The following is a 25,137-nucleotide window of genomic DNA, read 5'->3' as shown; positions in this document are numbered from 1 at the left end:
TCACAGCAGCCCATTGAGCTCGCCTCGAGACGAAACGCCCAGTTTTGTGAACACCTGGTACAAATGGCCTTCGACAGTTCGCACAGACACCCCGATATCCATCGCGATTTCACGATTGCTGACACCCTTCCCGGCGAGTTTAGCAATTTGGCGTTCCCGCTCCGTCAAGACCGGCGCGTCGCTGCGGGGTTGGATCGGCAGCGCGGACACGGAATGCTCCAGCCGTTCGAGCCTCAACTGAGCTGTGCGGGCAGCAGTTGTCTCGCCGGCGTCGCGGGCATAGTCCAAGGCCATGGCCACGCACCTGGCCTCAACCACCAGCAGGTCCAGGGATGCTGCGGCATCAGCGGCTTCCAGCATGGAACGGGAGTTTTTGCTCAATGCACCACGGGCGAGGTTCCCGGAGATCTGGGCAAGCGGGCCTTGTCGGCGCCCGGCAATGTCTTCAAGCAGCCGGTATTCCTCGTCAGTGCCCTCCACGGTGGCGCCGAAGAGGCAGATGCCGGCAGTGGTCAACCGCTGCTTCCCAACATCGTTGCGGACCCGGGCCAGGAGCCGCTGTTTCACGTCAGGGTCCCCCATCCAACGTCCGGCCATCTCAGCACAGAACTCCGACACGGATTCGGAGAAATACGTCCCGGTTCCCCGGCATGTCCTGTACAGGTCCAGGTATCGGCCTGCCTCCACGGAATTGCCCAGCTGGGCGTAGGCAAAAGCCGTCGCAGCGTAGGCCACCTTGTTCATGTTCATGGCCGGTCGGAGTTCCAGTTGGGCAACTGCTGACCGCAAAGGCTCAATGGCGCAGGCAGGTTTGCCGGCGTAGGCGTAGGCGAGGCCGATGCCCAGTTCGGTCAAAGCGCCCCTGTACTGAAGCCGTGAGGACCGGGAGGGTGTGCGCCGCATGAGTTCAATGCATTGCCGCCACTGTCCTGACAGCAAGAGCACCAGGAAAGCATGCTTCGCGAAGGCCTCTTCCAACTGGGCAGGCCTGTCCGTGTCCCCCAGATGCCGCGACAGTGTCCGCGCAAGTTCCTGCGCCTCAAGCTCCCGGCCAAGGATGCAACGGGCTTCCACCAGGAAAAACGCCGACCTCAACCAGTGCTCCCGGTCTTGCCCGGGGTCTTTGGCCAGTTCCTCTTCCAAGGCGTCGATGATCGAGGCGTACTCGCCCATGTAGGTGTTGTACTCGTAGTTGCACAGGTGGAGGCGGTTGAATGCCTTGGCCACCACATCAGCCGGGTAATTGCCCGCCATCGCTGCAAGAGTGTCCAGAGCGTCGGAAATGACCCCTGGGACCATGCCCGCCCGACCATCAATCCAGGTCATTGCCTGGCATTTCGCGGCACTTATTTCGGCAAACTCCAGCGGGTCCAGCGCGGCGAAGTGCGACTCGGATACCTCGTCCAGGGCCTGGGCTGCGTGCAATGGAAGGTCCAGCATGAGGTACGCCGCGGCCTTCAGGCGCTGGCCGGGCACCCACTCCTCGTCTTTGGGATCCAGGGACAACGTGCATTGGATGGCAAAGTTGGGGTCGAAGTCATCCAAAGCCGCGCGTCCGGCCGCAAGTGCAAGCGCCGGCGACGGTGTGGGCTCGTCCTCGCAGGAATGCATCCACGCCGCATAGCTCAGAAGATCCTGTGCAGCCAAACCCCGCAGTTCAGGTTCCTTGGGACCATGAAGCATCAGCCGCAGTTCACGCCTGCGGCGGGTACTGAGCCAGCCCTGGACTACCTCGCCCACGTAGGGATCTCGCAGGGACACCCAGTGGTCTTCGCCGCGTTCGACCGTGAGCAGCCCGGAATCTTCCATCTCCACCAGAACCTCGGTGCCGAAGATGGCTGCCAGGTCCACCAAGGTCGCGCGCTGCGCACAGGCCAGGATTTCGACGACGGTCCTGCTGGCCTGCGTTTCGCGCGCCAGTTTGGAACGGACAAAGTCCTCCACCACCGTGGCGCCTTCAAGTTTGATCCGGTCCCGGAGCGTCCAGACGGAATCGTTGAGCACCAGGTTGCCTGTGTGCCGCTGCTCTTCCAGGAGAGCGTGGAGGAGCATTGGGTTTCCGCCCACTGCCGAGTGCAGCGAGCCGACCAGCGTTGATGAAACATAGTGTCCAAGGACCGAACCCAGCACCTGCTTGGTCTGTTCTTCGCTCAGGGTGTTCAGGTGGACCTCACCCAACTCCCCTTCGAGGACCAGGCGATGGAAGTCGGCGGGGAGGTCGCTGGCACGTTGAACGGTGGCAACTACTTTGGCCGTACCGCTGGCCATGAGGTTCAACAGCACCCCCGTGCTCATGGGGTCCATGCCGCCGGCGTTGTCCACAATGAGCACGGTGTCCCGGCCCGCCGCTTCCTTCCTGATCAGGCTGGTTACTGCATGCAGGATTCCGGTAGGCGAACTCACGGCTTCCGACGGCAGCCGGGCCAGCAGGAAACCCAGGCAGCCGTAGGGGGTTTGTCCGTTGGCAACGGTGTTACGCAACTGGAGGCTGTGGACCTTGGGGCCCAGCGATGAGACCACGGCCCTGGCGAGGCCGGATTTACCAATTCCCCGTTGGCCAGTGAGGATCACCCCGTAGGACTCGGGAGACTCGAGGAACTTGCCTGCCTTCGACAGATCGTGGCTGCGGGCCAGCAATGACCACGTTTGCCTGTCCGTCGGCCCACCCACAAGATCGGGAGCCGCAGCCCTTGCTGCGCCTCCCCCGCCCTTGTTTAGCAACTCCGCCGACATTCGCATCCTTCGCTACACATCTGCGACAGTCCCCCACCGCTTACCTGCGTACCATGCACACTACCGTCGGGCGCCGACACTTTGTAGGCCTTGGGGTCGCTGGGACCGTCAGGCTTTCCTCAGGCTTTCCTCAAGATTTGCTCAAGTTTTTGCGGGGTGGTGCTTCTGCTGGGCTGACAACAAGCCTTGGTCCATGAGCAATTGCACGGCGTCAGCGGCTTCATCCAACAGGAACGGCAGTTCCTTCTTCTCAGCGGTGGCAAAATCCCTGAGGACGTAGTCGGCAGTCTCCATGCGGCCCGGAGGCCGGCCAACTCCCACCCGGACGCGCAAATAGTCCTTGGTGGCGAGTGCTTTGGAGATGTCACGGAGCCCGTTGTGCCCGCCCTCGCCACCGCCCAGTTTTAGCTTGACTGTGTTAAAAGGGATGTCGATTTCGTCGTGGACCGCAATAACGTGGTCGGGTGCGATGTCGAAAAAATTGCACAGTCCGGCAACAGGTCCCCCGGAGGTGTTCATGTAGGTCATGGGCTTGGCCAGCACTACCCGCGGGCCGCCGATGCCCAGCCGGCCCTCCACTACCTGGGCACGGGCCTTGTGGACCTTGAACTTCCCGCCCATGCGGGAAGCCAGTTCGTCCAGCACCATCTGCCCCACGTTGTGGCGGTTGTTGCTGTACTCGCTGCCGGGGTTGCCGAGGCCGACAATCAGCCAGGTCTCACTCATGGTCTCATCCTAGGAAAGGTTTGGTTGTTTCAGCGGCGGACGTGCCCAACCGACGGATTGGAGCAGCGGGGACAAAGGAAAGTGGCCGGGACCCGAAGGTTCCCGGCCACTCAACGGCTTGCGCCTCAAACAGTCAAAAGACTACTCAGCGGCCGGTGCTTCTTCTTCAGCCTCGGAAGCGGTCTCAGCGATGCGGACCACCAGGGTGTCACCTTCGGTGAGGAGGGTGGAGCCCTTCGGCAGCACGAGGTCGGACGCGTGGATGCTCTCGCCGGCCTTGAGGCCTTCGATGCTGACCTCGACGGCGGTGGGGACGTGGGTTGCCTCGGCTTCGAGGGAAACCGTGGTGGCTTCGAGGCTGGCAACAGCACCCGGAGCAACTTCACCGGAAACGTGGATCGCGATGTCGACGGTAACCTTCTCGCCGGCCTTGACGGTCTGGAGGTCAACGTGCTCGATGATCTGCTTTACGGGATCGCGCTGGATGTCCTTGACGAGCGTCAGGTGCTGCTCGCCGTCGACGTCGATCGCCAGGAGGGCGTTGGAAACGCGCACTGCCAGCGTGGTGGCGCGGCCCGGCAGGTTGATGTGGATCGGCTCTGCGCCGTGGCCGTAGATGACAGCCGGGATCTGGCCGGCCATGCGTGCACGGCGGGCGAAACCCTTGCCGAATTCGGTGCGCAGTTCTGCGGTGAGCTTCTGCTCAGACATGTTTACTCCTTGATTACTGTGGCGCCCGGGAAAATCCGGGCTGGTCTATCAGCAAGGGCGGAGGTCTGGAGACCTTCTACGCCCGGCTGGGATCGACCGCTGAGCAGCCGTTCCGCCTGTGTTGAAGGAGATGCAGACCCAGTCGATAACGGAGACCCGCAACCCAAGCCCACGCAATGTGGACCGGATGTGCTCTCCCTCGCCAAGGTATCCCCAAGAGTTTAGCAGCGGAACGCGTGCAACATGAAAACGGGCAGCAAAACGGGCCACCCGCAAGCTCGCAAGCTGCTGATGGCCCGTTTTGGAACAGACTTTCTTATGCCTTGCCGTCGAACAGGCTGGTGACCGAACCGTCGTCGAACACTTCACGGATGGCGCGGGCAATCAGCGGCGCGATCGACAACACCGTCAGGGACGGGAACCGCTTCTCGGCCGGAATGGGCAGCGTGTTGGTAACCACGACTTCGCGGGCACCGGAGTCGGCCAGGCGCTGCGCGGCGGGGTCGGAGAAGACCGCGTGCGTGCAGGCAATGATGACGTCCTTGGCACCGGCGTTCTTCAGGACCTGAACGGCGCCGGAGATGGTTCCACCGGTGTCGATCATGTCGTCGATCAGGACGCAGGTGCGGCCTTCCACCTGGCCAACAACAGTCTTGGAGACAGCCTGGTTGGGGACGGTGAGGTCACGGCTCTTGTGCACGAACGCCAGCGGGGCGCCGCCCAGTCGCTCGGCCCACTGCTCGGCAACGCGGACGCGGCCGGTGTCCGGGGAAACAACGGTGATGTTGTCGGCTTCAACCTTGGTGCGGATGTAGTCAGCCAGCAGCGGGATGGCCATCAAGTGGTCAACGGGACCATCGAAGAAGCCCTGGATCTGCGAGGTGTGCAGGTCCACGGACATGATGCGGTCCGCACCGGCGGTCTTGTAGAGGTCGGCCACCAGGCGGGCGGAGATGGGCTCGCGGCCACGGCCCTTCTTGTCCTGGCGGGAGTACGGGTAGAACGGCGAAACAACCGTGATCCTCTTGGCAGAGGCCCGCTTCAGTGAGTCGATCATGATCAACTGCTCCATGAGCCAGTTGTTCAGCGGCGCCGGGTGGGCCTGGATGACGAAGGCATCGGTGCCTCGCACGCTCTCGGCCGAACGGACGTAGATTTCCCCATTGGCGAAGTCGTAGGCGTCGATGGGCAGGAGTTCGGTCTCCAGCTCCTTCGCGATTTCCTGCGCCAGCTCCGGATGCGCCCTTCCGGCGGCGAGAATCAACTTCTTCTCTCCGTGTGCGGTAATTTCGCTCATGCCTGTTTGCCTTCTTCTATGGTTGCCGGGGATTGTGAAGATGTGGAGGCGTTTGCCGGTTCCTGCGCGGCTTCGGCCAGCTTGGCGGAGGCGGTGCCCGGGCGGTTGGCAGTGACCCAACCTTCAGCATTGCGCTGCGCGGCCAGGCTCAGGGCCAAGGCTCCTGCGGGAACATCCTTGCGGATGACGGCGCCGGCGCCACTGTAGGCGCCGTCGCCAACAGTCACGGGAGCCACGAATACCGTGTTTGAACCGGTGCGGACGCCCGAGCCGATCACCGTGCGGTGCTTCTTCTCGCCGTCGTAGTTGGCCGTGATGTTGCCGCAGCCGATGTTGGTGTCCTCACCGATTTCCGCGTCGCCGGCGTAGCCCAGGTGGGACAGCTTCGAACCGCGGCCGATGGTCACGTTCTTCGTTTCGTAGAAAGCGCCGATCTTGCCCGTCTCGCCCAGGACCGTGCCCGGACGGAGGTACGTGAACGGTCCGACACTCGCCTTGGCACCAATCGTGGAACCCGAACCATGGGTGCGGGTCACCTTGGCGCCCTCACCGACGTGGACGTCGGTCAAGGTGGTGTCGGGACCCACGACGGCGTCGCGCGCCACCGTGGTGGAGCCGTGAAGTTGGGTGTTCGGCAGCAGCCGGACGTCTTCGTCGAGGTTCACGGTCGAGTCGATCCATGTGGTGTTCGGGTCCACGACGGTAACGCCTGCGCGCATCCAGGACTCGATGATGCGGCGGTTGTGCTCGGCACCAAGCGCGGAAAGCTGGATACGGTCGTTGGCGCCCTCAACCTGCCAGCGGTCTTCAGTCACGACGGCGGCAACCCGGCCACCGGCGTCGCGCGCCAGTCCCAGGACATCCGTCAGGTACATCTCGCCCTGCGCATTGTCCGTCGTGACCTTCGCAAGGGCGGTGCGCAACACTGCGGCGTCGAAAGCATAGATACCGGAGTTGACCTCGCGGATGCTGCGCTCAGCCTCGCTGGCGTCTTTGTGCTCACGAATGCCGGTGACCGTGCCGTCCTCGGCGCGGAGGATCCGGCCGTAGCCGGTGGCGTCGTCCAATACGGCGGTCAGGACGGTGACTGCGTTGTGCTCAGCCTCATGGGTGCTGACGAGTTCGCCCAGCAATTCGCCGGTCAACAGCGGAACATCGCCATAGGTGACAACAACGGTGCCAACCAGTTCGGCCTCGGCGTCCAGGGCCTTGAGGGCCACCTCCACTGCACGGCCTGTGCCGGGAACATCGTCCTGGTCAACAATGAGGGCTTCGGGATCCAGCGCTGTGACGTGCCCAGCCACGCGGTCGCGTTCATGGCGGACAACGAGGGCGAGCTTCAGCGGAGAGATGGAGCGGGCTGCCAGAAGGGCGTGGCCCACCATGGAGCGTCCGCCAATTTCGTGGAGAATCTTGGGGGTCCGGGACTTCATGCGCGTTCCAGCGCCTGCGGCCAAAACTATGACCGCTGCGGGACCGTTGGATTCGGGGCTCACGTACTGGCTCTCCTTGCTCGGTATGTCCCGGGTAACCCGGCTTCGGAATGCTGCCATCCCATCGGACCCGGGCACCGTTTGAGCCGTTCCAGGTACAGAGAGGAGCGCATTTTCCGACCGTTCCGCCCATAGGATTCGAACCTATACTCCACGGCTCCAAAGGCCGGGGTGCTGCCATTACACCAGAGCGGACCGTGCATGATTCACACCCTCAGGCAGCAGGGCCTGACAGTTTCCCGGGCTACCGGGATGCACACACAAGAAACTAGTTTGCCATGACCATTGCGTGCTTCGCGACTTGACCGCCCGATCCCCCTTCCGCGGCGCACCACAGGACGTGTCCTGGACCCCTTTCCACCCTGCCGCACCGGGCCCGCACCCTGCCCTTAAGGCATGATGGTCACGTGAGCAAGCGCACTGAACTCCCCCGGCCCGAGGAAACCGCCGAGCCCTTGGAACAGGTTTCCAGCGGCCCCGCAGTACGCACCAGGATGACCGGGCAACAGCGCAAATCCCAACTGATCGGCATTGGCCGGGCACTCTTCGCGGCCCGCGGCCTCGATGGCACCACCATTGAGGAAATCGCTGCCAGCGCAGGAGTGTCAAAACCCGTCATCTACGAGCACTTCGGCTCCAAGGAAGGCCTGTACAGGCAGGTTGTGGAGACCGAATTCCGGATTCTGCTGGACTCCATCACCGAGGCCCTCAGCACCGAAGCCAAGCCCCGGGTCCTGGTGGAACGGGCAGCGTTGGCCCTCCTCGGCTACATCGAAGACCGCACCGACGGTTTCCGGATCCTGATGCGCGATGCCCCGCCCTCACAGCCCGAAGGCGCCTTCTCCACACTTCTCTCGCACGTCACGGCACGGGTGGAGCACCTGCTGTCCGACGAATTCGCCCGCCGGGGATTCAGCGCCGCGGACGGTGCCATGTATGCGCAGATGCTGGTGGGAATGGTGGCGATGACCGGACAGTGGTGGCTCGACAGCCGCACGCCGGACAAACGGGCTGTTGCCGCGCACTTGGTGAACCTGGCTTGGAACGGCCTTACGGGTCTGCAGAAGGAACCTGGACTGCGTTCAGAAGCCTGACTGCGTGTGAGCCTGTGGACACCTCCACGGCGCCAACGCCCTTCGCCGAGGCTTGGACACAATGCATAGGTGACCCTCCGCTCACGGGCGACCTTCATGCACCCTCTTCCACATCCCCCACCCTTCAACCCAACCCTCATCCACATCCCCCACCCTTCAACCCAACCCTCATCCACATCCCCCGCCCCTGAGCGGCGGGTTTGTAGGATGTGCACATGACAGCTCCCCAGCTCTACATCACCTTTCCCGGGACCGCGCGTGAGGCCCTGAGTTTCTACGCCGAGATTTTCGGCGGGGAGCTTTCGTTGCACAGCTTTGCTGAATTCAACCGAACTGACGGCCTCCCGGACGCCATCGCCCATGGCGTCCTGAGTGGCGTGGTCTCGCTGATGGGTTCAGATGCTGCCGGTGACGAAATGGCCGTCAGCATTCAAGGTGCCATGCTCTCACTGCTGGGAACTGCCGAACCCAAAGTTCTTCACGAATGGTTCGACAAACTGGCCGACGGAGGTCAAGTCCTGGATCCGCTGGCGCCAAAGCCTTGGGGTGCCTCAGACGGTCAAGTAGTTGACCGTCACGGTCTCCGCTGGCTCATAGGCTACGAAGGTGTGCGTTAGAGCCACCCAAACCCCGGGGATGTGAGAGACCGTCGCCCCCAAACCTCGGGGATGTGAGAGAACGTCGCCACCAAACCCAGGGGATGTGAGAGACCGTCGCCACCAAACCCAGGGGATGTGAGAGACGGTCGCCCCCAAACCCCGGGGATGTGAGAGACCGTCGCCCCCAAACCCAGGGGATGTGAGAGATCGTTGGAAACACACAGGCGCAGCGGCGGGCATCCGGAAGCGTGCGTCAAAGCGACGAAGGAGCAGCACGCGGAGGATGCGCGCCCCTGCGCCGCCAGCACGAGACACGAGCCAGCACGCGGAGGATGCGCGCCCCGGCACCCGCCAGGAACTACTCGCCGAGGATTTCGGCGGCCTCCAACCACTCGAGCTCAAGCCCCTCTTTTTCTTCGAGCAACTCCTGCAACTTGGCATTGAGCTCCCCCAGGGCGTCGAAGTCGCCCGATTCGGACTTCGCGGCCATCTGGGTGTGGAGCTTTTCTTCCTGCTGGGAGATCTTGCCGAGCTGCCGGTCGATCCTGTTGAGGTCCTTGCGGGCCTCGCGTTTTTCGGCTTCGCTGGCGCCGGACGGAGCGGCAGCGGAAGAAGAGCCGCTTGCAGAGGTCGGCGCACCGGAACTGCCACCGATGGCACCCGAGGCAAGGGCGGCTTCGCGCAGTTCGAGGTACTGATCCACGCCACCGGGCAGGCCGCGGAGCTTGCCGTCGCCGAGCAACGCCATCTGGTTGTCCGTGACGCGTTCCAGGAGGTAGCGGTCGTGGCTGACAACCACCAGGGTTCCGGGCCAGCCATCCAGGACGTCTTCAACGGCGGCCAACGTGTCGGTATCGAGGTCGTTGGTGGGTTCGTCCAGCATGAGGACGTTGGGCTCCCCTACCAGCAAGCGCAGGAGCTGGAGTCGTCGCCGTTCGCCACCGGAAAGGTCCGAAACGGGGGTCCACTGCTTTTCTTTGGTGAACCCAAGCTGTTCAACGAGCTGACCGGCAGTGAATTCCTTGCCGCCCACGCTGAAGGACCGCTTCTCGCGTTCGATCACTTCAATAACGCGCAGATCCGAAACGTCGTTCAGCTCTTTGACGTCCTGGGTGAGCACAGCAGTGACTACGGTCTTTCCGCGCTTCACTTTCCCGGAGCTTGGTTGGATCTCACCGTTGAGCAGTTTCAGCAGCGTGGACTTCCCGGCACCGTTCACACCCACCAAGCCCAGGCGTTCACCCGGGGCGAGCCGAAGCGTGATGTTGTCAAAGAGCTTCTGTCCGCTCTCGCCGCCCAAGAAGTCCAGGCTGACGTTTTCCAGGTCCAGCACGTCCTTGCCCAAGCGTGCGGTGGCCATTTTGCTCAGCGCCACGGAGTCGCGGGGATCCGGCACGTCGGCGATGAGGTCGTTGGCAGCTTCGATGCGGAATTTGGGCTTGGCGGTCCTGGCGGGGGCGCCGCGCCTCAGCCAGGCCAGTTCCTTCTTGACGAGCTGCTGGCGTTTATTTTCGACGACGGCGGCCGTGCGGTCACGCTCGGCGCGGGCCAGAACGTAGGCGGCGTATCCGCCGTCGAACATGTCCACCATGGCATCGTGGACTTCCCAGGTGTAGTTGCAGACTTCGTCAAGGAACCAGCGGTCGTGGGTGACCACGAGGAAGGCGCCCTGGTTCGCGCGCCAGCGGGTCTTCAGGTGCCGGGCCAGCCAGGCGACGCCTTCGACGTCGAGGTGGTTGGTGGGTTCATCCAGCATGATGACGTCGTGGTCTTCGATGAGGAGCTTGGCCAGCGCGACGCGGCGCTTTTGCCCACCGGAGAGCGCATGGACGTTGGCGTGCCAGTCGACGTCGCCCACCAGGCCGCCCATGACTTCGCGGATCTTGGCGTTGGCGGCCCATTCGTGGTCCGCACGGTCGCCGACGATCGCGGCGCCCACCGTGAGGTCGCCGTCGAGTACATCTCCCTGGTCCAGGTAACCGACGTTGACGTCACCACGTTTGGTCACACGGCCGGAGTCCGGCGTGGAGCGCATGGCGAGCAGGCGCATGAGGGTGGACTTGCCGTCGCCGTTGCGCCCCACCATGCCGATGCGGTCGCCATCCTCCAAACCGAGGGTGACGCCGTCGAGGACTGTGCGGGTCGCGAACGAAACGGTGAGGTTTTCGCCGCCGAGCAGGTGGGCCAATGGGTACTACTTTCTACTGCTGGAATGCGGAGGTACAGGAGTTGGAGGGGTTCTAAAGCAGGGTATCGGAGATGATCCGGGCGCCTGGCACGGGGCCATGGACAGCCAAAGCTGTGTGTCCGCGGTGACCCAGTTCTTCGGCAAGAACCGTGGCTGAAACCGAATCCCGGGCAAGCAGCGCGATGGTGGGCCCGGAGCCGGACACCATGCCGGCAAGTGCGCCGCGGGCCTCGCCCAGTCCAATGGTGTCCCGGAGCTGTGGGGCCAAAGCTATGGACGCCCGCTGGAGATCGTTGATGAGCACCCGGCTGAGGGTCTCCGGATCACCGTTGCGGAGCGCCTGCAAAATGGTGGGATCCACGTCAACAGGTTCAGGAATTTCGACGCCTTCCGAGTCCCGAAGGCCATCAAGAGTGCGGAACACATCCGGCGTGGAAAGTCCGTAATCCGCGAAGACCAGCACCCAATCCATTTGCGCCTTGGCCAGGGCCGGCGAGAGTTTGTCGCCCACGCCAAGCCCAACGGCGGTGCCTCCCAGGAGCGAGAACGGTACGTCTGCGCCCAACTCGGCTGCCAGATGGGCAAGTTCCTCGCGGGAAAGGCCGCTGTTCCAGAGTGCATCGCAGGCCAGGAGCGTGGCAGCGGCATCCGCTGAGCCGCCTCCCATGCCACCGGCGACCGGCACCCGCTTGGTGATTTCAAGGTGGACGCCGGTCGGCTTTTCGGACATTTCGGCCATGATCGCCGCTGCTTTGTAGGCAAGGTTCCGTTCATCCAGCGGGATGTCCACGCCGTCGAGGTCCAACGCACTGTCCGGGCTGATGCTGATGGTGATGCCGTCAGTCTCCGTGCTGGTGGCCGCCACCTCTTCATACAAGGAGACCGCAAGGTAGACGCTGGCCACGGAGTGGTATCCATCGGGCCGCAGCGGGCCGACGCTCAGGGAGACGTTGACTTTCCCGGGCGCTTTGACGCGGACTGTCCGGGCATGGAAGCGGTCCCCCGCGAACGGGAGGCTGCTTGGTTTTCGGATGCCCGGGTTCATGCGTCCACGGGGTGGCGTGCTTCGGCGATTTTGACGTAGGCGGAGATGTCCAGGACCTCGCCGCGGGCGGTGGGGTCCACGCCGGCCGCAACCAGGCAGCGCTCTGCTTCTGCAGCACTGCCGGCCCAGCCGGCCAGGGCTGCACGGAGGGTCTTCCGACGCTGGGCAAAGGCGGCGTCGATCACGGCGAAGACCTGTTCGCGGGTGGCATGGGTTTGGGGCGGGTCATGGCGGGTGAAGGCCACAAGCCCGGAATGGATTTTGGGTGCGGGCCAAAAGACGTTCATGCCGATCACGCCGGCTTTTCGCATATGCCCGTACCAGGCTGCCTTGACGGAGGGAACACCGTAGATCTTGGAGCCAGGTGTTGCAGCCAGCCGGTCTGCTACCTCGTCCTGGACCATGACCAAGCCGTGCTGCAGGCTCGGGAAGTGCTGCAGCAGGTGAAGCACCACCGGGACGGCAACGTTGTAGGGCAGGTTGGCTACCAATGCCGTTGGGGGCACGGGCAGTTCGGTGACCTTCATGGCGTCGGAAAGCACCAGGTGGAAGTTCTCTTCCGCCCCGGGCCGCCACGCCCGGACGGTTGCCGGCAGCTTTTCGGCCAGGACGGGGTCGATCTCCACCGCCACCACGGTCTTGGCGGCATCCAGCAAACCGAGGGTCAGGGATCCCAGACCTGGGCCGACCTCCAGCACGGTTTCACCGGAGTCGATGTTTGCGGCAGATACGATCCTGCGGATGGTGTTGCCGTCGATGACAAAGTTCTGCCCGAGGGTCTTCGTGGGGCGTACACCGATTTCCTCGGCAAGCCGTCGAATGTCAGTGGCACCCATCAAAGGCGCGACGGCGGCGGGTTCGGAATTCGGTTCAGTCACCTAGGTATCGTATCGCCTGTGAGGGGTCAGGCTGCGTGCGCGCAGCCCCAGTCGCGGAGCCCGTTCTTGGCGTAGAGGCGGTTGGCGATGTCGATCTGCTGGGCCTTGGTGGCCAGGCTGGCGTTCGGAGCATAGGCGCCGCCACCGTTGGCAAGCCAGGTGGGGCTGGAGAACTGGAGGCCGCCGTAGTAGCCGTTGCCGCTGTTGATGGACCAGTTTCCGCCGGATTCACACTGGGCGATCCTGTCCCACATTGCCTCGTTCGGGGCGCCGGTAGGACCGCTGGAGGTGGGGGCCGAAGCCTTGGCCGGAGCCGCAGCTACGGGGCGGGCTTTGGTGCCGACGCTGACCTTTTCGGTGACCGGCTTTGTGGTGACATTGCTCGAAACCAGGGCACGTGATGCTTCGCGTCCGTCAACCAGGACCAACTTGAAAGTCTTGACCAGGGAACCGGCTACGCCTTCCTGGGTCACCTTTTCTTCGCCCTTGTACAGATCGGCGGATTCGGTCTTCACGCTTTCGAAAGGCACCTCTTCGGTGGCTTCGGCGGTCTTGCTGAGGTCCACGCGGGAGACCTTGATCACCATGTCCTGGACGATGGGCGCGTTGCCAGGCTGTGAGATGCGGTCGTTGGCGCCGACGGTGATGCCGGAGTCCTTGAGGACAGTGGCGACGTCCGCCGCCGTCGTGGTGGTGCTGGTGTCCTTGCCGTCAGCCACAAGGCTGATGGTCTTGGGCGTGGAGATGGAAACGAAGGATCCGGTGACTTCCAGCGATGCTTCCTTGGGCTGGGAGATCTGGGAGGAGCTTGCCACGCCGAGTTCGCTGACGAGCGCGGCAACGTCCGGGGCGTTCGTGTTCACGGTCTTGCGTGCACCGTCCAGTTCAATGGACACGGCCTTGGCGAGGTTGATGTTCACCACGGAACCGTTGTCTACGCGGGCGTCGAGGGCCGGTGAAACCCTGTCTGCGTCCTTCAGCTCGACCTTGGCTGCCTTGACCACCTGGTCAACGGTGCCGCCAAAGGTCTGGATGGAACTTACCTTGCCGTCCACGTTGAGGGTGACGGTCTTGTTGTTGCCCACGAAGGCGACAACACCGACCACCAGCGCTGCAACAACCAGCAACTGGGCACCGACTTTGAGGAAGCTGAACTTGCCATCCGTTGTGAAGAACTTGATCACGATTGCCCATAACTCTCAGACCGTCCGGGCACGGGGAAAAGCACAGAAATAATGCCAGCGGCAAAACGGAGGGGCCAGGCACAAAGCCTGGTCCCACACTTGCTGCCGGCATCTGCGCCGCCAATTACATTCAACTGATTCAGGCCGGTGTTAAGCGGGCCCAGTTGTCCGAAGGCCTTCCCCGACCCCGGCTACTTGTTTAACACAGTAACCGATCTGTTATAAACGAGCCAAGACTTCTGCATACCCGGTATTCATCCCGAGGTGCTCCAAGGACCTCGCCAGCACAGCCCTAGGCCCATGAACCGTAGGCCTGGAGCGTGTTTTCCGCCAGGCGCGAACAGAGCTCGGAGAGGTCATCTCCTGTCACTTCAGCCATGGACCGGACCGTGTACGGAACCATGTAGCTGGCATTGGGCCGTCCACGGTGCGGGTGGGGCGTGAGGAACGGTGAATCGGTTTCCACCAGGATCCGGCGTGGTTCGGCGATCGCCAAGGCTGCGCGAAGGTTCCCGGCGTTCTTGAATGTCATGGTGCCGGCAAACGACATGTACCACCCGTTCTGGTTGCAGGTCCGGGCCAATTCTTCGTCCCCGGAGAAACAGTGGAACACCACCCGTTCCGGGGCGCCTTCTTCCATCAGGACCTGCACCACGTCGTCGTGGGCGTCACGGTCATGGATTTGCAAGGTCAATCCCAGCCGCTTGGCAATATCTATGTGTCGCCGGAAGGAGTACCGCTGGGCCACAAGCCCTTCCCCGTGGGTCCGGAAGAAATCCAACCCCGTTTCGCCGATGGCGCGGATTCGGGGGTGGCCCGCCAGCTCTTCGATCTCGGCCAGGGCCGAGTCCAGTTCGCCGCGCCCCGCGTAGACCGGGGCATCGTTGGGGTGGATCGCCACCGCCCCAAGCAGGCGGGGGTCCGCGTCCACAGCCTGGACGGTAAAGCGGGAGGAGTCCAGGTCGCAGCCCACCTGGACGGCTCCCTGCACCCCAACAGCCTCGGCCGAATCCATGGCGTCCTTGACGGAAACCTCTATCAGCCCGTGCCTGAAATCCAAGTGCGTGTGGTTGTCCATGACGGGGACGGGAAGGGGTTCCGGTGGGGGCGGGTACTCCTTGCGGGAATCTGTATCCCCGGATGGTGCGCGGTACGGAGCAGGAGCGAGCGAATTACACATGCTCCCACCTTAATCGGACCGCGGTCCCCCTGAGTGGTGGCCGGGCCCGCGGAGATAAATTCCACTTGGCACATAAATTCCCGGGCACTATGTCAGAGGCGACCAATGTCTGGGTAGTCTGGAACGGACAGACGGTCAACAACAGCAACACATCACCATGATTGCTGATGCAGTGGCCACGGCTGAAGGGCAATCCATGGAGTCCAAGCGACAAGTATCCGTTGAACCTACCCCGTTCCAAGGGGAGGCTTACAGTACGCTGCCACGGGATGGTGCGGCACTGAATGGACACAGGCCGCAGGTCATGGACGCGGAGCGCTTCCACGATGCCAGCGAACGCATCCTGGGATCCATCAGCAAGGTCATCGATGGCAAAGCCGATGCCGCCAAGCTCGCTTTGACAGTGTTGCTCGCCCAGGGCCACCTCCTGCTGGAAGACGTTCCCGGCGTAGGCAAGACCCTGCTGGCAAAGACTTTGGCCCGGACCGTGGACTGCACGGTCTCCCGCATCCAGTTCACGCCCGATCTCCTGCCCTCGGACGTCACCGGTGTCTCCATCTACAACCAGTCCTCACGGCAGTTTGAGTTCCGGCCCGGCGCAGTGTTCGCGAACATAGTCATCGGCGACGAAATCAACCGTGCTTCGGCCAAGACCCAGTCCGCGCTGCTGGAGTGCATGGAAGAGCACCAGGTCACCGTTGACGGGCATTCCTACCAGCTGGGACTTCCCTTCATGGTGGTCGCGACACAGAACCCCATCGAAATGGAGGGCACCTACCCGCTGCCCGAGGCCCAGCGCGACCGTTTCATGGCAAGGATTTCCATGGGCTATCCGGACAAGGAAGCCGAAATCGAGATGCTGGAGACGCACCAGGCGGCTTCTCCCCTGGTCAACGTGACCCCCGTGGTCTCGGCCGCCGACGTCGCGGCCATGATCGCCGCCGTGCAGCAGGTGTATGTGTCCACGGCCATCAAGGAATACACCGTTGCCATCGGGCGGGCTACCCGCGACTCCGCACGCCTCCGCCTCGGCGCGAGCCCGCGGTCCTTGTTGCAGCTGCTGAGGGCAGCCAAGGCAACTGCGGCATTGGACGGCCGGGACTTCGTCCTGCCCGATGACGTGGTGGACGTGGCCGAATCCGTATTGGCGCACCGGATCATCCTGGACCGCAAAGCTGCGAGCTCCGGTGATACGCCGCAGAGCATTCTTCGGGGCATCCTGGCTGCCCTGCCGGTTGCCCAGGAACCACCCGGCGCATGGCGCAGGGACAGGCACACCGCCTAGGAGGCAGTAATGGCGCTCGTGGATCGGCTCCCCAAGCACTTGTTTACCAATCGCGGCTGGGGCTTGCTGGCGGCCGGAGCCGTCTCCCTCGGGTGCGCCTACGTCATGGGGAGGCGGGATCTGCTGACCCTGGCGGTCTTGTTGCTTATCCTGCCGCTCGTGGCCCTGGCCGGGGTACGGGTGCTGAAACCCAAGTTCCAGGTGTACCGGGAGTTCAATCCCTCCACAGTGGAGACTTCCAGCACCACCACCGTTCGATTGGCTGTTGCCCGGTCCTCGTATTCCACGGGGCACGTCATCATGGAGGAGCAGTTGCCTCCCCGCTTCGGTTCGCCCCCGGCATTCCGCTTCCCGGCCCGCTCCGCGTCCGGAGGAACCAGCCGTTACGAATACCATCTGCGCTCCGGTAAGCGCGGACAGTTCCGCATAGGTCCGGTCACGGCAGAGTTCAGCGACCCCTTCGGTTTGTCGCTGCGGCGGCATGCAATCGACGACGGCGACATCCTCACCGTGACGCCGGCCGCCGTCGAACTTCCTGTCACCGGGCTGGCAGGTGCGCGCGGCAACGACGGTGTGACAGCCACGCGCATCAGGGCCAACCCCAGCGACGATGACATCATGACCCGCGAATACCGGCACGGCGATCCCATGCGCCGCGTGCATTGGGCGGCTACCGCACGTCACGGCCAACTCATGGTCCGCCAAGAGGAATCGGTGACCACCCCCGAGGCCACCCTTATCCTTGACCAGCGCTTCACCGCTTTTGCAGCAGGCTCGGGTTTCATGTCCGGAGGCCATGACGAGGACTCGGACCTGGTGACCAGCCCCGGCTTCGAATGGGTGGTAACAGCGGCAATGTCCATCGCGGCGCATCTGGCGGAATCAAACTACTCCTTGCGTGTACTGGATGTTTTCGGCAGCCCCGCGTTCATCCGTTCGCGATCGGCGTCGGAGCCGGATACCGAAGAATTCACCGGCATCGGCGGGCTGCAGGCCATCGCCGAAGGGCTGGCCGCCATTGAACTCAGCGGCCCCAGGCACCCCCGCGCAGAGCACCATAAGCCGGACCACCATAAGCCAGAGCACCACGGGCCGGACCAGCGCAGGCCGGACCAGCGCAGGGCAGACAACCACGGGCCCGACCGCGCCGCTGGCCCCGCAACGGCCCCCGTAGCGGCCCCCGCCAGCTCGGATGCCTCCGATTCCGCCTTCGATGACCGGCTCATGGACAAACTGGCCGCCCACCGCCTTCGCGGCCCGCTTCTTGCCCTGCTGGGCACCCTGACTCCTGCCGAGGCCCGGTCGCTGGCGCCCGCGGCAGCCTACGGTGCCAACGCGTTTGTCCTGATGGTCAGTGATGCCAACCGGAACAATGATGATGTCCTGGAGATTCTGCGCCTGGCAGGTTGGCGTGTGGCCGTGGTGACCTCCAGGACCCAGTTGGCCGCTGCCTGGTCTTCCTTTGACGAAGGCGGAATCGTGGCCGCGGCAGGAGCAGCCATGGACGTTCGCCGTGGAGCGGCGGTGCCCCGATGACCGCAACATCCCACAGGGGGTCCCCTGCCCCTGTTCTTCCCGGCGGAACCACCGGGCCGAAGCCGTCGGCGTCCCCGCGCCCACGGACCCCGGGCCCCGGCCCTTACCCCTGGGTCATGGCAGGGTCGATCGTTGTTGCCGTCCTGGGCGCTGCCTTGTCCTTGAACGGTGTCCTCAGGGGGTGGGCCTGGTTCATGCCCTTGATCACCACAGTGGTGGTCGTTGCGCTGACGTTGGCCCTCCTCCGGGCACTCCGGGCCAAACCGCTGTTGGCTACCTTGGGTTCGTTCGCCTCGCTCGCGGGGATTCTCAGCTTCACATTCTTCCGGCAGGAAAGCCTGGCGGGCTTCATCCCCACTCCGGGGACCTTTACCGCCGTCGGACGCCTGGTCAAACGCGCTGCCGAGACCGTGGTTTCCGAAAGTGCCCCGGTGGCTCCCAATGCGGGGATCGTCTTCGTCATGTGCGCGTGTTTGGGTCTCCTGGTGATCCTGATCGACGCTTTGGCAGTGCCACTTTCGATGCCCGCGGCCAGCGGTATCGGCCTTCTGGCAGTGATGGTGGTTCCGGCCACCATCAAACCGCAGAGCGTGGGCGTTGCCGGTTTCATTGGCGCCACTGTTGGGTACCTCCTCATTTTGGGATGCAGCCACTGGTTTGCCCCTGATGCCAGGCTCCAGTCCGGATCCGGCAGGGGCTCGGGCCAATTCCGGCGCTCCTTGGTGACCGGAGGCTTGGCGCTGGCCTTGACCATGGTGGTTCCGCTGGCCATTCCGGGGTTCGAGACCGGGACCTTTCCCCAAGGATCGCGGCTGAGTCCCTGGGGCACCTCCAACGGACTCAACCCCATGATCACGCTGGGCAACAGCCTCCGGAGCCCCACGGGATCGGGCCGCATCACCTATGCAACCAGTGCCAGCGGCCCTCTTTACCTGAGGTCAGTGACCATTGACCACTTCGACGGCGAAACCTGGGCCCCGGATGACCGTACAGCGCAGCGGCGCGCGGGTGCCGACAGGATCGAAACCGGATACGCGGTCCAAGGCGAAGTGGTGAACACAGTCACGTCGGTCAATGCCGGCCTGTTCACCAGCCCCTACCTTCCTGCTCCCTTCGCGCCAGCATCGGTCAACGGCCTTAATGGGCGCTGGACCTGGGATCCTGCCACGTTGAGCATCATGAGTAACGAGACCACCACCCGTGCCCAGCGGTATGTGGTGTTTTCCGGCGCCCCGAAAATCACGGCAGAATCCCTGTCCCGTGCCACCGCGGCTCCCCAAGGCATCTCAGAGGACTTCCTGCGGATTCCGGGCAACCTTCCCGACATCGTGCGGCAAACAGCCGATTCCGTCACTGCCTCCCAGAGCAGCAACTACGGCAAGGCACTGGCCATCCAGAAATACCTGCGCTCCGGTGAATTTACGTACTCTTTGCAGGCTCCGGTGCAGAACGGCTACGACGGCAACGGTCTCTCAGTCCTGGCCGACTTCCTTACCGTCAAGAGTGGCTACTGCGTCCATTTCTCTTCGGCAATGGCCGTCATGGCGCGGGCTGAGGGTATTCCCAGCCGCATTGCCGTGGGTTACGCACCCGGCCGGCTGACAGGCGAGTCCGTGGCGTTGGTGGGCCAGGGTTCCTTCCCTGAGTACGAGGTAGATGCCCGGGATGCCCATGCGTGGCCCGAGCTCTACTTCGAGGGCCTCGGCTGGGTTCCGTTCGAGCCCACTCCTTCGCGCGGCGTCGTCCCCCAGTACGCTACGGAAACCTCCGTTCCGGGCAACCTCAGCACCAATGCGGACGAAAAAGAAGTCCTGACCACCCCGGCCCCGGCCACGCCGGCCCCTGTTCCGTTGCCGGGCGTGGAAACTCCCGCTGCGGGAACAACCAACGCGAACCCGCTGCCGGTCATCGGCGCGGCGGCTGCAGGCGTGGTATTGCTGCTCGCGTTCCTGTGGTCACCGCGGCTGAGCCGGACCATACTGCGGCGGCGCCGCTTGAACCAAAAGCCTGCCGACGACGCCGATGCCCTGGAGCCCGGCTTCAAGGATCCCGTCCCTGAGCTGGCGTGGGCGGAGCTGCAGGACCTCGCTGCGGACTACGGTTTGCCGTCGACGCCCAGCGAAACGCCAAGGCACTTCTCAGCAAGGCTTCGCTCCAGCACAGCCCTCGGGGAAGCTGGAGGAATGGACGACGCCGCTCACGTCGCGGTTGCCTCACTCACCTCGGATTTCGAGCGGCAGCGCTATGGCCGTTGGAGCGCACCGTCGGCGGCGCCAGCGGCCGCGGCGCGCGTCGCCGTCGTGCGTGAATCCTTACGTACCAATGCCCGCTGGCTGGTGCGCTTCCGCGCCGACTGGCTGCCGCCGTCGATGATGCGTCGGTGGGTGCACGCGCTGGGCGCACCGTTCCGGGCCATAAGTTCCCTCGGTACTGCTTCCGGGCGGGGGGTTGCCCGGTGGTGGCGGACGCTGCGGGGAGCGCTCCCCCAGCGGCGCTGACGCCACAGCTGCGCCGACGCCACAGCGGCACTGACGCCACAGCTGCGCTACGCCACACCGGCGCCGACCTCACACCGCCACCGACCTCACAGCGGCGCTGGATCCTGCAGACAGCAAAAGGCCCGGCCCCAGGAACTTGTGGTTCCCGGGACCGGGCCCTTGCGTTTACCGGCCGTTCTTGTTGCGAGAGCGGCGGGCGTGCTCCTTGGTGGAAAGAGCAGGCTTAGTCGGCGTACGGGTCCGCGATACCTACGTACTGGGTGTACAGGTACTCTTCGATGCCTTCGGAGCCGCCTTCACGGCCCAGCCCGGACTGCTTGACGCCACCGAACGGTGCCGCCGCGTTGGAGATAACACCGGCGTTCAGGCCGAGCATGCCGGTTTCGATCCGCTCACTGATGCGCAGGCCACGGTTGAGGTCCTTGGTGAAGACGTAGGCAACCAGGCCGTACTCGGTGTTGTTGGCCAGGCGAACGGCGTCGTCCTCGGTGGAGAAGGTGATGATCGGCGCTACCGGCCCGAAGATCTCTTCCTGGAGGATACGGGCGTCGGCCGCGACGTTCTTCAGCACGGTGGGCTGGTAGAAGTATCCGGGACCGTCGACGGCGGCACCACCGGTGACGGCTGTGGCACCTCCTGCTACGGCTTCAGAAACCAGGGCGTGAACGCCGTCGCGGGCCTTGCCGTCGATCAGCGGGCCAACCTTGGACTCGGGCTCGGTACCGCGGGCAGTGGTGAGCGAGCCGATCTTGGCGGCAAACTTCTCGGCGAAGGAGTCGGCGATGGACTCGTGCACGATGAAACGGTTCGCAGCGGTGCAGGCCTCACCCATGTTGCGCATCTTCGCTGCGATGGCACCCTCAACGGCCTTGTCCAGGTCAGCGTCCTCGAAGACCACGAACGGGGCGTTGCCGCCAAGTTCCATGGAGGTGCGCAGGACCTTGTCGGCGGCTTCGCGGATCAGTGCCTGGCCCACCGGGGTGGAGCCGGTGAAGGAGATCTTGCGGAGACGGTCATCCTTGATCAGCGGGCCGGTGACAGCACCGGCGGTGGAGGTCTGGATGACGTTGAGGACACCGGCGGGAAGGCCGGCCTCCTGCATGACCTGTGCGAACAGCAGGCTGGTCAGCGGGGTCAGGTTGGCGGGCTTGAGCACCATGGTGCAACCGGCGGCGACGGCCGGGGCAACCTTGCGGGTAGCCATGGCCAGCGGGAAGTTCCACGGGGTGATCAGCAGGCAGGGGCCCACCGGCTTCTTCTGCACCAGGAGGCGGTTCTTGCCATCGGGGGCTGCAGAGTAGCGGCCGGACACGCGGACGGCTTCCTCGGAGAACCAGCGCAGGAACTCTGCGCCATAGGTGACTTCACCGCGGGCCTCGGCCAAGGGCTTGCCCATTTCCAAGGTCATCAGCAGTGCGAAGTCCTCGGCGCGTTCGGTGACCAGTTCAAAGGCGCGGCGCAGGATCTCGCCGCGTTCGCGGGGGGCGGTGCGGGCCCAATCGGCCTGGGCGGCAGCAGCGGCGTCGAGGGCGGCAGCGCCGTCTTCAGCACCGGCGTCGGAGATGCTGAGCAGGACCTTGCCCGTAGCCGGGTCCTCAACATCAAAGGTCTTTCCGGATCCGGCCGGGCGCCACTGACCGTTGATCAGCAGGCCGGTGGGGACGGAAGCCAGCAGTTCGCTTTCGCGTTCAACCGTGACAGTCATGGCGACTCCTTCGTCTTGGGTGCTTTGGAGAATTGCACCACTGGGGTTCGTTGCCGGAAGTGGCGTGAATTACTGCCACCGTACTGCCCCGTGAGAAGGAGTGTCTACGCCTTCACGCACTGCCATGCAGGCGCTGAATTGTGCAGCTGCACAGCGTCGATCAGCGCGCTGCGAGTACCGCCGAGTACAGTTCCCGCTTGCTGACGCGGGCGTCCTCCGCCACTGCTGCCACGGCTTCCTTGAGGCGGATGCCCTGGGAGATGAGTTCGTTAACGGCTGCGACGTGGTCCTCGGGTTTGCCGGGCTCCTGTTCAGGCGCACCACCGACTACCACGGCGATCTCGCCGCGGACTTCGTTGTTCTCTGCCCACTGGAGCAGGTCGCGCAGGGTTCCGCGAATAACTTCCTCATAGGTCTTGGTCAGCTCGCGGCACACCGCTACGCGGCGATCGGCACCCAAGCGCTCGTGGAGTGCCCGGAGCATCACTTCGAGCCGATGCGGGGCCTCGAAGAAGACCATGGTGCGGCGCTCGTCCGCGAGGTCCGCGAGACGTGAGTTCCGCTCCCCCGCTTTACGCGGCAGGAACCCCTCAAAGCAGAAGCGGTCGGTTGGCAGGCCGGACAGTGCCAATGCGGTCAGAACGGCCGAGGGGCCAGGGACGGCGGTGACGGTCAAGCCCGCGGCAACGGCGCCTTCCACCAAACGGAACCCGGGGTCCGATACGGCGGGCATTCCGGCGTCGCTGACCATCAGGATGGTCTTTCCTGCCCGCACATGGTCCAGGAGCTCGCCGGTCTTGGCTGCCTCGTTGTGCTCGTGGTAGCTGATGACCCGTCCGGAGACTTCCACTCCCAGGGCCGTCACCAGCCGGTGCAATCGCCTGGTGTCCTCTGCAGCCACGATGTCTGCGGTCCCCAGGAGTTCAACCAGCCTCGTGGTCGCATCACCCACGTTTCCGATGGGAGTGGCAGCCAACACAATCCGGCCTACGCCAGGAGTTGCGCCGGCGCCGGCTGCAGGAACGGCCTCGTCCAGTTCGTCGCTGTAAGGTGCCTCGTCCGGGGTGCTGCGCTGTTCGTCCACCTGCCAAGCCTAATGCCGCGCTGCCTCCAGCGCCGCACCTCAACGCTGCGGCAAGGATGGAAAGGTAGCATGGGCGGGTGAACCAGTCGCCCGTTCCTGCCAGCACTTCCGGAACTCCTGTGGCGTCCCCAGCAACCACCGGAGCCGGTGACGCGGCTGCAGCGGACACCATGGAGCAACCGTCCGCCCCGGTTCCCGGGGACTTAACGCGGCAACGGCGGACCCTGCCTGCCAATCACACGCAGGCCACGACGCTGCCCGGCCGCGGGCTGGAAGGCCACCGGTGGATAGCCCGGCCAGCAGAGGCTTACACCGTCCAGGCCCTCAAGGAGCGCCTCATCGGCGGGATCCAGAGCTGGCGGGACTACCCGCCGTCGCTGCGCCTGTGGTTCTGGCTGATCCCCACCATCACTGCCGTGCTGGGCGGCATCCTCCGCTTCTTCCGGCTGGATGCTCCGCACAGCCTGGTGTTCGACGAGACGTACTACGTCAAGGACGCGTACTCCTATCTGGTGAGCGGCTACGAGCGCAGCTGGCCGGCCAACGCCAACGACTCCTTCAATGCCGGCAACCCCAACGTCCTCCTCAACACCCCGGAGTATGTTGTCCACCCGCCGGTAGGCAAGTGGATGATCACCTTTGGAATGTGGCTGTTCGGTGGCGACAACCCGTTCGGCTGGCGTTTCTCCGCAGCGCTGGCGGGAACAGTGACCGTATTCCTCGTCTCGCTTATCGCCCTGAAGTTGTTCCGCTCCCACACGCTCGGCGCCGTTGCCGGGCTCCTGCTGGCCATTGATGGCCATCACTTGGTGCTCTCCAGAACTGCTTTGCTGGACGTTTTCCTTGCGTTGTGGATCCTTGCCGCCTTCGGTGCCCTGCTGTTGGACCGCGACGACGGCCGCCGTCGTCTGGCTTCACGGCTCGCCGCGCAGGCGGCTGCTTCCCCGCGGGGCCGCCCCTCCCCTACGCAGTTGGTGGCCGGCCCATGGCTCGGAATGCGCTGGTGGCGGCTGGTTGCGGGGATCTGCCTCGGTTTGGCCGTGGGAACCAAATGGTCGGCTTTGTTCTTCGTAGCCGCCTTCGGCGTGATGACGGTCCTCTGGGACCTGAACGCCCGGCGTATCGCGGGTATCCGCAGCTGGTTCAGCGCCGGCATCCTCAAGGACGGCCTCCTGGCCTTCGTCACCATTATTCCGGCAGCAGCGGTCACCTATGCAGTTACATGGACGGGCTGGTTCCTGTCCAAGGATGCCTACTACCGGCAGTGGGCGGCCACCAACCCTGCACCGGGATGGGATTGGCTGCCCAATTCCGTGCGGTCCCTGGCCCATTACCATTTGGAGGCGTACAAGTTCCATCAGGGACTCAGCTCGGACCATCCGTACGAGTCCAGCCCCTGGACCTGGCTCGTCATGGGCAGGCCTACGTCCTTCTACTACCAGACCCCCAAACAGGGCACCCCTGGCTGCGTGGTGGAAACCTGTTCCTCGGCCATCCTGCCCGTCGGCAATCCGGTGGTGTGGTGGGGTGGAACCATTGCGCTGGTCGTCCTTTTGTTCTGGTGGGCCGGCCGCCGCGACTGGCGTGCAGGTGCCATCCTGGCTGGAGTCGCCGCCGGGTACCTTCCGTGGTTCATGTATCCGGAACGCACCATGTTCATTTTCTATGCGGTGTCCTTTGAACCGTTCCTCGTCCTTGGCCTGACCTACGTGCTGGGCCTGGTCCTGGGCCGCAGCAGCGACCCTCCGTGGCGGCGTCGATCAGGGCTCTACGTGGTGGGATTTGTGGTGGTCCTGGCAGTGGTGGCGACCGCGTTCTTCTACCCCGTCCTGACCGCGGAAGTGATCAGCTACCAGGAGTGGCGGATGAGGATGTGGATGCCGTCGTGGATCTAGGAGGCA

At 64.1% G+C, this 25,137-nt stretch carries 18 protein-coding genes and 1 tRNA gene; 6 read left to right on the top strand and 13 right to left on the bottom strand.

All coding sequences use genetic code 11. The annotated features are described in order from the left end of the window. The 6 genes from LDN85_RS06930 to LDN85_RS06905 all read right to left on the bottom strand — a co-directional run bounded on the left by LDN85_RS06930 (position 1) and on the right by LDN85_RS06905 (position 7,155). The gene (locus LDN85_RS06930) at positions 1-2,733 is read right to left on the bottom strand and encodes a LuxR C-terminal-related transcriptional regulator (protein ID WP_223944967.1); all 2,733 of its coding nucleotides are present in this window, start codon (positions 2,731-2,733) and stop codon (positions 1-3) included. 141 nt (positions 2,734-2,874) lie between these two features. Beyond that, positions 2,875-3,459, bottom strand: coding sequence for an aminoacyl-tRNA hydrolase (pth, locus tag LDN85_RS06925; protein WP_026547081.1), 585 nt, complete (start codon positions 3,457-3,459; stop codon positions 2,875-2,877). Between the two features lie 141 nt (positions 3,460-3,600). Continuing rightward, positions 3,601-4,170 carry a 50S ribosomal protein L25/general stress protein Ctc gene (locus LDN85_RS06920; protein WP_026542774.1) on the bottom strand — a complete coding sequence of 190 codons (570 nt, stop codon included), beginning with the start codon at positions 4,168-4,170 and terminating at the stop codon, positions 3,601-3,603. Positions 4,171-4,486: 316 nt separating this feature from the next. Continuing rightward, positions 4,487-5,467, bottom strand: coding sequence for a ribose-phosphate diphosphokinase (locus LDN85_RS06915; protein ID WP_011774071.1), 981 nt, complete (start codon positions 5,465-5,467; stop codon positions 4,487-4,489). Further along, positions 5,464-6,963, bottom strand: coding sequence for a bifunctional UDP-N-acetylglucosamine diphosphorylase/glucosamine-1-phosphate N-acetyltransferase GlmU (gene glmU / locus LDN85_RS06910; protein ID WP_026542775.1), 1,500 nt, complete (start codon positions 6,961-6,963; stop codon positions 5,464-5,466). Before glmU ends, LDN85_RS06915 begins: the two co-directional genes overlap by 4 nt. Positions 6,964-7,083: 120 nt before the next feature. Continuing rightward, positions 7,084-7,155: transfer RNA gene (locus LDN85_RS06905), tRNA-Gln, on the bottom strand. Positions 7,156-7,454: 299 nt separating this feature from the next. Here LDN85_RS06905 and LDN85_RS06900 point away from each other — a divergent pair. Together LDN85_RS06900 and LDN85_RS06895 are read left to right on the top strand one after the other, a co-directional pair. Then, positions 7,455-8,054 carry a TetR/AcrR family transcriptional regulator gene (locus tag LDN85_RS06900; protein ID WP_026542776.1) on the top strand — a complete coding sequence of 200 codons (600 nt, stop codon included), beginning with the start codon at positions 7,455-7,457 and terminating at the stop codon, positions 8,052-8,054. Positions 8,055-8,269: 215 nt separating this feature from the next. After that, on the top strand, positions 8,270-8,671 hold the full coding sequence (locus LDN85_RS06895; protein ID WP_223944966.1) for a VOC family protein: 402 nt from the start codon (positions 8,270-8,272) through the stop codon (positions 8,669-8,671). Positions 8,672-9,011: 340 nt separating this feature from the next. Here the strand turns inward: LDN85_RS06895 and LDN85_RS06890 are convergent, their stop codons facing one another. The 5 genes from LDN85_RS06890 to LDN85_RS06870 form a co-directional block, all read right to left on the bottom strand. Further along, positions 9,012-10,841: an ABC-F family ATP-binding cassette domain-containing protein gene (locus LDN85_RS06890; RefSeq protein WP_223944965.1), complete on the bottom strand. Its 1,830-nt coding sequence runs from the start codon at positions 10,839-10,841 to the stop codon at positions 9,012-9,014. 52 nt (positions 10,842-10,893) lie between these two features. Further along, positions 10,894-11,886, bottom strand: coding sequence for a 4-(cytidine 5'-diphospho)-2-C-methyl-D-erythritol kinase (locus LDN85_RS06885; protein WP_026542779.1), 993 nt, complete (start codon positions 11,884-11,886; stop codon positions 10,894-10,896). After that, positions 11,883-12,764, bottom strand: coding sequence for a 16S rRNA (adenine(1518)-N(6)/adenine(1519)-N(6))-dimethyltransferase RsmA (gene rsmA / locus LDN85_RS06880; protein WP_026542780.1), 882 nt, complete (start codon positions 12,762-12,764; stop codon positions 11,883-11,885). The genes LDN85_RS06885 and rsmA overlap by 4 nt, the downstream gene beginning before the upstream one ends. 26 nt (positions 12,765-12,790) lie before the next feature. Next, positions 12,791-13,948, bottom strand: coding sequence for a resuscitation-promoting factor (locus LDN85_RS06875; RefSeq protein WP_091550765.1), 1,158 nt, complete (start codon positions 13,946-13,948; stop codon positions 12,791-12,793). A 292-nt stretch (positions 13,949-14,240) separates the two neighbouring features. Then, the gene (locus LDN85_RS06870; RefSeq protein WP_223944964.1) at positions 14,241-15,128 is read right to left on the bottom strand and encodes a TatD family hydrolase; all 888 of its coding nucleotides are present in this window, start codon (positions 15,126-15,128) and stop codon (positions 14,241-14,243) included. 196 nt (positions 15,129-15,324) lie between these two features. Between LDN85_RS06870 and LDN85_RS06865 the strand changes: the two genes are divergently transcribed. The 3 genes from LDN85_RS06865 to LDN85_RS06855 are packed head-to-tail and all read left to right on the top strand — an operon-like array spanning position 15,325 to position 20,447. Continuing rightward, positions 15,325-16,413 carry a MoxR family ATPase gene (locus LDN85_RS06865; RefSeq protein ID WP_026542783.1) on the top strand — a complete coding sequence of 363 codons (1,089 nt, stop codon included), beginning with the start codon at positions 15,325-15,327 and terminating at the stop codon, positions 16,411-16,413. A gap of 9 nt (positions 16,414-16,422) precedes the next feature. Continuing rightward, the gene (locus LDN85_RS06860) at positions 16,423-17,949 is read left to right on the top strand and encodes a DUF58 domain-containing protein (protein ID WP_223944963.1); all 1,527 of its coding nucleotides are present in this window, start codon (positions 16,423-16,425) and stop codon (positions 17,947-17,949) included. Beyond that, entirely contained in the window at positions 17,946-20,447 is a 2,502-nt protein-coding gene (locus tag LDN85_RS06855; protein ID WP_223944962.1) for a DUF3488 and transglutaminase-like domain-containing protein, read from the top strand. The genes LDN85_RS06860 and LDN85_RS06855 overlap by 4 nt, the downstream gene beginning before the upstream one ends. A gap of 223 nt (positions 20,448-20,670) precedes the next feature. Here LDN85_RS06855 and LDN85_RS06850 read toward each other — a convergent pair whose 3' ends face one another. Next, a complete protein-coding gene (locus LDN85_RS06850) occupies positions 20,671-22,152 on the bottom strand; it encodes an NAD-dependent succinate-semialdehyde dehydrogenase (protein ID WP_026542786.1) in 1,482 nt (493 codons plus the stop codon). A gap of 160 nt (positions 22,153-22,312) precedes the next feature. Next, positions 22,313-23,188, bottom strand: a complete 876-nt coding sequence (gene rsmI / locus LDN85_RS06845; RefSeq protein WP_223945436.1) for a 16S rRNA (cytidine(1402)-2'-O)-methyltransferase — start codon at positions 23,186-23,188, stop codon at positions 22,313-22,315. A gap of 125 nt (positions 23,189-23,313) precedes the next feature. Here rsmI and LDN85_RS06840 point away from each other — a divergent pair, with 125 nt between their 5' ends. Then, positions 23,314-25,131 carry a phospholipid carrier-dependent glycosyltransferase gene (locus tag LDN85_RS06840; protein ID WP_223944961.1) on the top strand — a complete coding sequence of 606 codons (1,818 nt, stop codon included), beginning with the start codon at positions 23,314-23,316 and terminating at the stop codon, positions 25,129-25,131. Positions 25,132-25,137: the final 6 nt, after the last annotated feature.

Origin of the sequence: Arthrobacter sp. StoSoilB20, assembly GCF_019977295.1 — a bacterium.
In the GTDB taxonomy this organism is placed as follows: domain Bacteria; phylum Actinomycetota; class Actinomycetes; order Actinomycetales; family Micrococcaceae; genus Arthrobacter; species Arthrobacter nicotinovorans_A.
This window is presented reverse-complemented; position numbering and strand designations above follow the sequence as displayed.